The organism is Sporomusa sp. (assembly GCF_035561255.1).
GTDB lineage: Bacteria > Bacillota > Negativicutes > Sporomusales > Sporomusaceae > Sporomusa.
Window position 1 is genome coordinate 1 of the sequence record NZ_DATMXX010000029.1, and the last position, 11,019, is coordinate 11,019.

General features: G+C 46.9%; 10 protein-coding genes. 7 read left to right on the top strand and 3 right to left on the bottom strand.

Annotation, left to right across the window (positions count from 1 at the left end):
* Positions 1–69 precede the first annotated feature (69 nt).
* On the top strand, positions 70–1,206 hold the full coding sequence (locus tag VN379_RS01465) for an HD-GYP domain-containing protein (RefSeq protein ID WP_325530079.1): 1,137 nt from the start codon (positions 70–72) through the stop codon (positions 1,204–1,206).
* 35 nt (positions 1,207–1,241) lie between these two features.
* On the opposite strand, the gene VN379_RS01470 is transcribed toward VN379_RS01465, so the two are convergent.
* On the bottom strand, positions 1,242–2,633 hold the full coding sequence (locus tag VN379_RS01470) for a sensor histidine kinase (RefSeq protein WP_325530081.1): 1,392 nt from the start codon (positions 2,631–2,633) through the stop codon (positions 1,242–1,244).
* A 415-nt stretch (positions 2,634–3,048) separates the two neighbouring features.
* Between VN379_RS01470 and VN379_RS01475 the strand changes: the two genes are divergently transcribed.
* The 6 genes from VN379_RS01475 (at position 3,049) to uraA (ending at position 9,186) form a co-directional block, all read left to right on the top strand.
* Positions 3,049–3,546: a hypothetical protein gene (locus VN379_RS01475; protein ID WP_325530083.1), complete on the top strand. Its 498-nt coding sequence runs from the start codon at positions 3,049–3,051 to the stop codon at positions 3,544–3,546.
* On the top strand, positions 3,530–4,312 hold the full coding sequence (locus VN379_RS01480; protein ID WP_325530085.1) for a 6-carboxyhexanoate--CoA ligase: 783 nt from the start codon (positions 3,530–3,532) through the stop codon (positions 4,310–4,312). Before VN379_RS01475 ends, VN379_RS01480 begins: the two co-directional genes overlap by 17 nt.
* Positions 4,296–5,462, top strand: a complete 1,167-nt coding sequence (gene bioF / locus VN379_RS01485) for an 8-amino-7-oxononanoate synthase (RefSeq protein ID WP_325530087.1) — start codon at positions 4,296–4,298, stop codon at positions 5,460–5,462. Before VN379_RS01480 ends, bioF begins: the two co-directional genes overlap by 17 nt.
* Before the next feature lie 8 nt (positions 5,463–5,470).
* Entirely contained in the window at positions 5,471–6,217 is a 747-nt protein-coding gene (bioD, locus tag VN379_RS01490; RefSeq protein ID WP_325530089.1) for a dethiobiotin synthase, read from the top strand.
* Positions 6,210–7,589, top strand: coding sequence for an adenosylmethionine--8-amino-7-oxononanoate transaminase (gene bioA / locus VN379_RS01495; protein WP_325530091.1), 1,380 nt, complete (start codon positions 6,210–6,212; stop codon positions 7,587–7,589). Before bioD ends, bioA begins: the two co-directional genes overlap by 8 nt.
* Positions 7,590–7,875: 286 nt before the next feature.
* Complete coding sequence (uraA, locus tag VN379_RS01500) at positions 7,876–9,186, top strand: uracil permease (protein WP_325530093.1); 1,311 nt, start codon at positions 7,876–7,878, stop codon at positions 9,184–9,186.
* Positions 9,187–9,294: 108 nt separating this feature from the next.
* Here uraA and VN379_RS01505 read toward each other — a convergent pair whose 3' ends face one another.
* Entirely contained in the window at positions 9,295–9,933 is a 639-nt protein-coding gene (locus VN379_RS01505) for a YigZ family protein (RefSeq protein ID WP_325530094.1), read from the bottom strand.
* 102 nt (positions 9,934–10,035) lie between these two features.
* The coding region (locus tag VN379_RS01510; protein WP_325530096.1) for an RluA family pseudouridine synthase at positions 10,036–11,019 on the bottom strand (984 nt) is incomplete at its 5' end.

Genomic DNA, 11,019 nt, shown 5'->3' on the forward strand with positions numbered 1-11,019 from the left:
TTTACATAGCGAGTTCAAAGAATCTGTGTGAGCTTAATTCAAGCAGCACCTGAGGGAGGAGAGAAACACATGACTGAAAATTATAGTATTGCTAGATATCAGGTTGAACAGCTCCAACCAGGTTTAGAACTTGGCGAAACAGTATTATCACCTGATGGCGGGGTGTTGCTTCATACCGGTACGATACTAACTAAAACACATATTGAGCGGATTGTGAGTTATGGTCTTGAAATGGTTCGGATTCGGGAGGGTAATCAACCCAACCTGACAAGTAGTTCAGCTGCAATACCTGAGCTCGGAACTAATGTGCCTTGTGAGTACTGCGAACCGGATATGGCCAGCAATTCGGAGCATGAAAACGATTTTCTTCATGCTTATAATGAGGCCGTAAAGGCCTTGAAAAAGTGTTTCACGCTTGTCCGTTTAGAGAAACATTTAGATTGCCAACTACTATATTCCATTGTTGACTCTGTCATGTGGCTGTCTGCACGGGGCACTGGAGCAACTGCCCTACTTCATACTACCATTCGTTCTGAAGATTATTTATTTCATCACTCTATCAATGTTGGTATTCTAGCCAATATTATTGGTGCAGCCAGCGGGGCTTTTGATTTAACACAGCAGCGTTATCTGGTGTTAGCCGGGATTCTTCATGATCTTGGTAAGCTTGAAATCCCCGTACAGATTTTATATAAGAATGGCAGTTTAACCGAAGAAGAATTCAATCTGGTGCGGCAGCACCCGGCAATTGCTTTTAAGTTTTTCCGTAACTATGTTGAAATTCCTGAGAATGTCCGTTTTGGTGTTCTTCAGCATCATGAACGGGATGATGGGTCAGGTTATCCGCTGCGTACAGATGCTTCCAAGAACCATCCCATAGCACGCGTACTTGGTATTGCCGATACCTATGATGCAATGACTTCAAAGAAGGTTTATGGAGAAGAGGTATCGCCGTTTGCCGCTATTGATTCTATTCAGGGAGATACGTTTGCCGGAAAATTTTCACCAAAGTATAGCACACCATTTCTTAATGAATTATGCCAGTCGCTGATTGGGCGTTATGTTACTTTAAATGATGGGCGTACAGGTCAGCTTGTCTTTTGGAATAGAAGTGGCAGAGCAAACTGCTTAATTCGGTTCTCTGATGGTCAGGTGCTTGATATTTATGGTCAGAATAAGCTAAAGATAACCAAGCTGGTTTGTTGAAAATTAAAGAGCCGTATTTTCTAATATTAAGTGTATTAAGTGAGCTCTTTATGTTTCGGCCAGGTAAAATGAAAGCTCGTTCCCTGCCCTTCAAGAGAAGAAACATGTATTTTACCGCCTTGATTTTCAACAATCTTTTTTACCAGGGCTAAGCCGACGCCGGTATTTTCTGTAGTATCCCTGGGCTTCAGAACTTGAAACATCTCAAAAATTTTTTCATGATAAGCAGTTGCTATCCCTGGGCCATCATCCTCTACCGCAAAGCCGTATAAGTTTCCAAGATCGTTTATCGAGATGCGGATCGTGCCGCTTTGCTTATCATGATGCTTAATTGCATTATCAATTAGGTTTGCCAGAACCTGTCTCAGACGCAGGCCGTCGGTTACAAAAGTTGGCATCTGTGTAATAGTTTCAATCCGGAATCCGGCAGGCGGATTTAAATCGTCAATAACCTCAGCCAATAATGCGGCGAGATTACACTGTTCGAGGGGGCTGTTAATCCGGCCTACCCGTGAGTATTCAAGGATGCCTTTAATTAAGTTCTCCATACGATAAACCCTTTTTCTCAAAAGCACCATATGCTTCTTGGTTTCTTCGGACTTACTATCTTTTAAATCCTCTTCGATCCAGGCGGACAAGCTGATTATCGCCCGCAGTGGTGCTTTTAGGTCATGGGATACAATATAGGCAAACTGATCTAGCTCCTGATTACGTAATTTTAGCTCATTTTCGATGTCTTTCTGATCAGTGATGTCAACGGCCATGCTGATCACCGCTCGCCGCTCGTCCCGAAGCCTTCCCAACGGGGCTGAGCTAAATGACCAGATTCGTGTTAGGCCGCTGCGGGTACAAATCTCGAATTCACCTTCATCAACCCGGTTGCTAATGCTGTAAAGCATATTCATCTTTGCTTTTATTGACAGGCTATTATGTTGGTTGGTTTGCTGGATCCAGTCATCAATCGTGGGGATATCTGTATGCGAATACCCTGTAAGCTCAGTCAAGGTATTGCTGATAAGCAGCACCTCGCCGTCTTCGGCATGGATTATTAATGGAAAAGGCGCAAATGCCACGGCACGCCGCAGGCGTTCTTCGCTTTCTGCCAAATACTTTTCGTGTAACCGGATTTCTGCTAATTGCTGGCTCAGCTGGCTGCTTAAATCTGTCAGTTCATCATTGCGTTTTCTAAGCATGGACTCTTTACTTTCAATAAGTAAAGTGTAACGGGTTATTTGGACATAGAGCAGGGCAGCGGTTATTATAATAAAAAACCACCCTTTGGCAACTGATAAATTACGAAAAACTGCCTGATCAGGAGATATTATTCTGACAAACTCATCAGAGACAAGTATCCAGGTGAAACTGATTAACGCATAGGTGAACACTATTTTACATACACTCCAGTTGAGGTGGGGAAAGTACTTCATACTATGCTTACTCCTTTTCCTGTAGTATTTTAGCGATTGGCGAATGGGCTTTTTTATCAGAATATATGATTTATTCAACAGTATGTTTGAATAAATCCTTCTTATATGCAAAATTCATCCATCTAGGCAAAGTTCAGCTATACCCTGGTTATCTAACCGGGGTTATTTTATTTGATCTAAAAAAATAGTTAATTTTGGTGCTGGCTTGTTATTTACAGGCGCGTGCACCCGTAGTATAATTCTTAGTGTTAACCACTAGACGAAATAGTGGTTAACAAATAACGTGATGGTTAACCATGGATTATACATAGAGTTGACAATGCCCGGGGATAAAGGCGGGGCAATCTGAAAGGAAGCCGACTTGCTATGAGTGGCCGAGGATAAGAAAATATCTGATATAAAGAGGGATTAATATATGCATAAAAAGGTTACCTGGATAACCGAGGTCAGTCTGCTGGCCGCTTTTATAACAATAACCGGTACGTTTAAATTGCCTGGCCTAATACCGGGAACAGAATTTCAGTTATCAGCCCCGTTAGCTGTGGGTATTTGTGCGGTATTTGGGTTTAGTAAATATATTCTGGCAGGGGTGCTATCAAGCACCGCTGGATTGATTCTTGGCACTCAATCGTTATTAAATGTGTTTATCGCCATGGTATTCCGGGTTACTGTCGGCTTGATTTTAGTCATATTCGGACGATCCTGGCCGATGATTATTCTGGCCGGTCCGGTAGGTTCGGCAGTTGCCAGGCTGGCGCTGGGCGGGATTATTGGCAAAGCAGCAATACCGCTCATGCTGGCGGCTGTACCAGGCATGATTTATACAGCCCTGCTGGCTTGGCCTCTGACCGCCCTGCTGAGACGGGTAAAAGAACAGAAAGGTAAGGTCATACGTCATGTTGTACAGCGTTAGAATGCGGGCAGCGCAAGGTGGTGCGCATGAGCTGGGGGGGAAACACGTCTCAGGGGCTGAACGGCTGGTGGGGCGTGAATTGCTGACAGCTACAGTAACGGCGATGCTGGAACGTGCGCTGTCTCATAGCCGGGGAGCCGCAGACTTTACTAACCTTGTTATTGAGGCGGTTCCTGCCAGGGACATACAGGAGACTGTTTGCCTGCCGGTAACTACTATCGCTGTCACCGGTGTAATCGCTGGCCGGGCGGCGGCGCAAACGGAATTAATTAAGGCTGGTGTCGCGCCGGCTGCCGCAGCGGCAGGTCTGGCGGCATTGGCTGGTGTAAATGGTATGCGGGGTGCGATAATTGCTGATGCCCGTACAGGGGTCAGGCTGGATACAAGCGGTCAAAGCGGCATTCGTGTGTCGCGAATGGATATTGCTGATGAACAGGCCTATTTAGGTTGGCTAAAGAGCCAAGGGTACAACAATACCCATATTAGGGAAGCGATTGTTTTAGCCTCCAAGGTTATGGCCGCACCCGGGATGGTTGCTGAGTTGTGCTGGTCAGATGATCCTGAATATACGGCAGGGTATGTTGCTACTCCAGGCGGGTATACACGGTTTACCCACCTGAAACCATATGGCAGTGAGATCGGCGGCCGGATTTTCTTCGTAAAGGAAAACACCAATATGGATCAATTAATAAAGTACTTGCAGTATCAGCCGGTACTTATCAAAGTCCCGGCAGAGGAGGTTAGGGCAGATGCAGTTTCTCGCTGATTATTTAGCGCAGGTGAAAGCGGATGATCTATATCGTCAGACTGTAGCCTACAACCCGGTTAGTCCTGCCCACGTTCAACTGAACGGGCAGACCTGCCTGCTGCTTGCTTCTAATAATTATCTGGGATTAACACACAACCCGGCAGTGCAGCAGGCTGCTGCTGACGCAATCTGGCTGTATGGCACAGGGGCAGGCGGCGCCAGGCTTACAACCGGGACGTTTCCACTGGTTGAGCAGCTAGAACAGGAGTTAGCCGCATTTAAAGAGACAGAAGCCGCTTTGGTCTTTAATACCGGTTATATGGCTAATATTGGCGTTATTAGTGCCCTGGCAGGCCCGAATGATGTTATTTTCAGTGATGAACTCAATCATGCCAGTATTATTGACGGCTGCCGGTTGTCGCGGGCAGCGGTTGTTGTGTACCGGCATGCAGACATGGAACACTTACATAGCTTGCTAAAAGCGACAGTATGCCACGGTAAGAGACTGATAATTAGCGATGGCGTTTTCAGCATGGATGGCGACATCGCGCCGCTGACTACAATTGCCCAATTGGCGCAGCAATATAATGCCATTATTATTGTTGACGATGCCCATGCAACCGGGGTAATTGGCCCAGGTGGCAAAGGAACAGCTGCTCATTTTGGTATAGCAGATAAAGTGCAGGTGCAAATCGGCACTCTGAGCAAGGCACTTGGGGCTGAAGGCGGTTTTGTCGCCGGCTCCAGGGAATTGATTGACTACCTGAAAAATAAAGCACGCAGCTTCATCTTTTCAACGGCATTAGCGCCTGGAACCATAGCTGCAGCGCGGGCGGCGCTGAGGGAACTGTCGGTCAGACCGGAACTGGTCACTAAGTTAAACGAAAATGCACTGTATGTCAGAGACTTGTTACAGTCGGCAAATATACCGGTGCCTGGCGGAATAACCCCAATAATCCCGGTCATGGTAGAATCGGCCGACACGGCCGTCAGGCTGACCGCTGAGCTCAGGCAACAAGGTATTATTCTTACTGCTATCAGACCACCAACAGTACCTGTAGGCACAAGCCGGCTGCGAATGACGGTGACTGCTGTACACGAGCGTGAAGAATTGGCTGCTGCTGTTGACGCCATTAGCCGGGCGGTTAAGCCGCTCAGGAAGACGTGAGGTAAAAAATGCAAACAGGCTTATTCATTACGGCAACAGATACCGAGGTTGGGAAAACATTTATCAGCGGTGCCATTGCCGCTGCGTTAAAAGGGCGTGGTATTAACGTCGGAATCGTCAAACCGGTAGCTTCGGGCGGTATCATCGACAGAACCGGTAATTTGGTGTCTGAGGATGCCACCTTTTTAATGGCAGCTGCCGGAATAGGCGAAGAACGGCGGATGCAGGTCAATCCTGTCTGCCTGGCGCCGGCATTAACCCCGGCAGTAGCAGCCACCGAAAGTGGTGTGACAATTGATGTGGAAAAGCTTATTGAAATTTCCCGGGCAATGTTTGCCAGATCCGCAGCCACCCTGGTTGAGGGGGTGGGCGGTATTACTGCACCTATTTGGCAAGACTACCTTGTTGCTGATATGATGCTTGAACTTAAGCTGCCGGGGCTTCTTGTTACCAGGCCCAACCTGGGTACTATTAATCATACTGTGCTTACTGCTGAATATGCCTGTAGCCGGGGGATAAAGCTTGCCGGAATTATTATCAACCGCTGGGATGAAGAGCAGGTTACTGTGCTGGAACGCAGCAACCTGGCCTATATTGAACGCCTGACCGGCTTGCCTATATTAGGTAAATTCCCTTCGGTACCAGCGGTTGGGTTAGACCAGGCAGCAATGGCCCGCCTGAGCGAATTGGCCGAACAGCATCTGGCGATTGACCATTTAATAAACCTGATGACAGGAGGGGTTAGCCATGCATGAAGCAGAACTGAAAGATAAACAATATGTCTGGCATCCCTTTACGCAGATGCAGGATTGGGTGTCAAGACCGCAGCAGGTGATTGCCGCTGCTAAAGGAATCAAGCTTATTGATACTGACGGCAATGAGTTTTTTGATGGCGTATCATCATTATGGGTCAATATTCACGGTCACCGCAAAGCTGAAATTGATGAGGCCATTATCGAGCAGCTTGGCAAAGTGTCCCATACAACTATGCTGGGGTTAGCCAATATTCCGGCTTCAGAACTGGCTGAGCAGCTAGTTGGGATCGCTCCGCCAGGGTTAAACAAGGTATTCTATTCAGATGACGGATCAACAGCTGTGGAAGTTGCTCTGAAAATGGCGTTTCAGTACTGGCAGCATCTGGGCAAGCCGAATAAGCAAAAGTTCATCTCGCTTGAGCAGGCCTATCATGGCGATACTGTGGGCACTGTAAGTGTTGGCGGCATTGATCTGTTTCATAGGGTATTCAAACCGCTTTTGTTTACACCGGTACATATTCCGGCGCCGTCCTGTTATCACTGCCAGCTTGCCGTAGATCCGGCTGTTTGTGGGATGAAATGTGCAGCGGTATTGGAGCAGGTACTAGTCGAGCATCATGAGCAGGTTGCCGGCCTGATTATTGAACCGTTGGTGCAGGCAGCAGCAGGCATGCTTATGTCGCCGCCCGGCTATCTGGCTAAAGTGCGCGAGCTCACCAGGAAATATGACATTTTGCTTATCGCCGATGAAGTGGCAACAGGTTTTGGCAGAACCGGAAAAATGTTTGCCTGCGAGCATGAAGCGGTACAGCCGGATATGATGACACTGTCCAAAGGTATAACCGGTGGCTATATGCCCCTGGCAGCAACACTAACTACCGATGAAGTCTATAATGCTTTTTTAGGCGATTATACGGCTAAGAAAACGTTTTATCATGGTCATTCCTACACTGGCAACCCATTGGCCTGCGCTGCCGCTCTGGCTAATCTGAAAATATTCCGGGAAGAAAACATTATTAAAGGCCTTAGCCCTAAGATCGCTGCTGCAGCGGATAGTTTAGCAGAGATCGCGAACCTTGAGCATGTGGGCGACGTCCGCCAATGCGGCCTGATTGTTGGTATTGAATTGATGCAGGATAAAAGCCGGAAAATTCCTTACCCATGGGAACTGGCCGCCGGTGCCGGTGTGTGTCTGCAGGCCCGTAAGTATGAACTAATTATTCGCCCGATCGGTGATGTTGTTATTTTTATGCCGCCCCTGTCCAGTACTGTGACTGAGATTAAAACAATGCTGGATATTATTAAACGCTCGATCAATGAGGTTACGGCAGCAGGATGGTCTGGCGGCGGTCTTCAGCCAACTGATTTGTAAGTGAACTATATATAACAACGCTCCACCGCTGGCGCTTGACTGCCGCTTTTGCCAACACACCACCTGCCTGCAAAACTTTAACGCGTTGTACATAGCTAACAGGGAATTTATATAAACTAATTGACAAAAGCGGCATAGTTTTCTATACTAGACGTAATGAACCTTTAAGACGGTCCCGAGAGGCCGGCAAGGTACGCAATGACAGTCTCTTTATGCGACTTTGCAGCCTCTCGCTCATGCGAGAGGCTTTTGTATTGTGTACCAGGTAATAAAAGGAGGAATTTCAATGTCCAGACGCATTATCCAGGTTGAAGACAAGCTTCCCCTGCTCCAGTCTATTCCCCTTAGCTTACAGCACTTATTTGCCATGTTTGGCGCGACTGTTTTGGTTCCGTTCCTATTTCATGTAAACCCTGCAACATCGCTGCTAATGAACGGTATTGGCACACTGATTTATCTGTTTGTGTGCAAAGGCCGCATTCCGGCCTATCTTGGTTCCAGCTTTGCCTTTATTTCACCGGTGTTTCTCATCATGTCACAATATGGATACGCGGCTGCCCAAAGTGGTTTTATTATGTTCGGTTTCTTCTTTATACTCATGTCACTGCTTGTTAAAAAAGTCGGCGTCAAATGGATTGATGTCGTATTTCCACCTGCCGCCATGGGGGCAATTGTTGCTACGATCGGTTTGGAGTTGGCGCCAACTGCTGCCGGTATGGCTGGATTGACCGGCGATCTAATGCAGCAGTTAAATATACCTGCTGATAAGGCTGTCATTGTATCGGTCTTCACCCTGGCAGTAACGATTCTTGGTTCGGTGTTGTTCAGAGGCTTCTTTGCAGTAATTCCAGTGCTCATCGGTGTTCTCTCAGGTTATGGTTTGTCACTGGTACTTGGTATTGTTGATCTAAATAGTATAATAAACGCCCCTTGGTTTGAAGTACCTACCCTGTATACTCCTGAATTCAATGTAAGTGCAATGATTATCATCTTGCCTGCTATGCTGGTGGTACTGGCTGAGCATATTAGCCATCTTGTTGTTACCGGCAATATTGTTGAAAGAGATTTAATAAAAGATCCGGGGCTTCACCGTTCCTTGTTTGCTGATGGTGTATCAAATGTTCTTTCAGGTTTTGTCGGCGCTACTCCTAACACCACCTATGGCGAGAACATCGGTGTCATGGCCATTACCAGAGTATACAGTGTCTGGGTTATCGGTGGTGCAGCCACCTTTGCGATTGCCCTGTCTTTCGTAGGCAAACTGGCTGCTCTCATTCGCAGTATCCCTGTACCGGTTATGGGTGGGGTGTGCCTCCTCCTGTTTGGTGTCATTGCTGCTGCCGGTATCCGTATGCTGGTTGAGAAAAAAGTTGATTATACCCAAGCCAAGAACCTTATCCTGACCTCCGTAGTACTTGTTCTGGGGTTAAGTGGTGCTGCCGTTAAACTGGGTGCTGTTGAATTAAAAGGCATGGCTCTGGGCACAGTTGTTGCAGTGCTGGTTAGCCTGGCATTTGAACTGTTTGACAGAATGGGTATTATGACTGACCAAAATGAGATTGTTGACAAGCCTGTTGCTCAAAAAGCTAAGGCCTAACAGAATAAACAAAAGAAGTGCCGCATTTATTGCGGCACTTCTTTATTTTATCTGAGATAGGCCCCGTATCTGCCGTCGTCCTGCAGTAGCTGGCGTAAGCCTTTATCTTTACGTTTCAGACACGGCATCTAGATATAATTCACCTATTGACTGTACCTGCGCTTGAGCTGCTGTCGCATCTGCGATCAGGTGAATCAGCTTGTCTTCATTTCCTTTACGGACCAGCGCCACAATTTTAACAACCTCACCAAATTCTTTAGCCTCTATAGGATAATTATTGAGCCGCAGCTGGTTTTCCACAGTCCCCAGCAGGTGATAACTCAGCTCAATAGCCAGTCTGGTATGAAGCTGTTTTTCAATAATATGGGCAGCTGCCAGGCCGTCGGCGGCCGCCTTGGTGTAGGCGCGAATAAGTCCGCCGGCTCCCAGTTTGACGCCGCCAAAATAACGGGTTACTACAATCACTGTATTTTTGACACCCGATTTATTAAGTACCTCTAAGATTGGTTTACCGGCTGTTCCGCCAGGTTCGCCGTCATCATCAGCCTTTTGGTATTGACCGTGCTGGCCGATCACATAGGCTGAGCAGTTATGATTGGCTTCTTTGTGTCTTTTTTTTATATCCTGGACAAAGCTAATAGCTGCGGCTTCAGTATCCACCGGGGTGACATAGGCAATGAACAGGGATTTGATAATTTCTAATTTAACCTCACTCGCTTGCTTTACAGTACGAAATACAGGCAGCATGAAAACACCTCATAAGATTGTTATGATTTGCTAATGATTTTAATATAAAAGCAAAAATCAGGATTGCAAGACTGATTTTTGCCAGTATGATAACCTGCTACACTATTGTTTATCTAAAGCTTGAAGAACCCGTTCGAAATCGATAGGTAACGGGGCGTTAACAGTAATCTGACGTTTGTCTTCAAGATGCTCAAAGGTGACAGATGCTGCATGCAAGGCTTGTCTGGACATAAGAGGAGAGCGGAGTCCATACATCCGGTCACCAAGGATGGGATAGCCGAGATGCGCCAAATGTACGCGGATTTGGTGAGTACGCCCGGTATCCAGCGATAATTCCATTAGCGCTGCTTCGGAAAAACAACGGATTGTCCGGTAGTGGGTAACCGCTGCTTCTCCTTTCAGGCTAATAGCCCGCCGGTTCGATAAACTTGGATGGGGGCCGATCGGGGCATTAATTGTACCTGCCGGGGGATCAACAATCCCTGTGACTAAAGCCCAATAGCGGCGTTTTAACATTCTTTCCTTTAACTGCTGTTCGAGCAGGAACTGGCTGCGGGCGTCTTTTGCAAAAATGATACAGCCTGAGGTTTCCCTGTCCAGGCGATGGACGGCGCGCACTGTGCTTACTACGCCACGCTCTGCTAAATGGTAGGCTAAGTAGTTGGCCAAGGTACCGCTTGTTGTTTGACCTGTAGGGTGAACTAACTGATATGGTGGTTTATTTAAGACCAGCAGATAAGCATCTTCATAAAGAATTTCGATATTTCCCGGCTCAGGCTGAACGCCATAGGATATATCTTCAATTATCAGGACGCGCAACGTATCCTGTGGCTTAAGTTCCTTTTGCAGAAAGGCCGGTTTCCCGTTTAAATAGATACCCTTCTGGCGGGTGAGTTTTTGTATTTTTCGTCCGGAATAATGCAAGACTTGCTTCAAGTAGACTTCGATAGTCAGTCCGGCCTGCTCCTGGGAGACTTTATGGGTTTGAAAAGTTTTCATCGGGAAGCCTTCTTTCGTTATATGGTATTTCAAAACCTCCAGGGAAGGAGACATTTGTTTAATTGTTTTTATAGATAAACCTAATAT

What these genes read in the sequence shown, in the direction of transcription:
- VN379_RS01475 (WP_325530083.1), top strand. Translation starts at nt 3,049, where the DNA reads ATGCATAAAAAGGTTACCTGGATAACCGAGGTCAGTCTGCTGGCCGCT.
- bioA (WP_325530091.1), top strand. Translation starts at nt 6,210, where the DNA reads ATGCATGAAGCAGAACTGAAAGATAAACAATATGTCTGGCATCCCTTT.
- VN379_RS01505 (WP_325530094.1), bottom strand. Translation starts at nt 9,933, where the DNA reads ATGCTGCCTGTATTTCGTACTGTAAAGCAAGCGAGTGAGGTTAAATTA.
- bioF (WP_325530087.1), top strand. Translation starts at nt 4,296, where the DNA reads ATGCAGTTTCTCGCTGATTATTTAGCGCAGGTGAAAGCGGATGATCTA.
- VN379_RS01465 (WP_325530079.1), top strand. Translation starts at nt 70, where the DNA reads ATGACTGAAAATTATAGTATTGCTAGATATCAGGTTGAACAGCTCCAA.
- bioD (WP_325530089.1), top strand. Translation starts at nt 5,471, where the DNA reads ATGCAAACAGGCTTATTCATTACGGCAACAGATACCGAGGTTGGGAAA.
- VN379_RS01470 (WP_325530081.1), bottom strand. Translation starts at nt 2,633, where the DNA reads ATGAAGTACTTTCCCCACCTCAACTGGAGTGTATGTAAAATAGTGTTC.
- uraA (WP_325530093.1), top strand. Translation starts at nt 7,876, where the DNA reads ATGTCCAGACGCATTATCCAGGTTGAAGACAAGCTTCCCCTGCTCCAG.
- VN379_RS01480 (WP_325530085.1), top strand. Translation starts at nt 3,530, where the DNA reads ATGTTGTACAGCGTTAGAATGCGGGCAGCGCAAGGTGGTGCGCATGAG.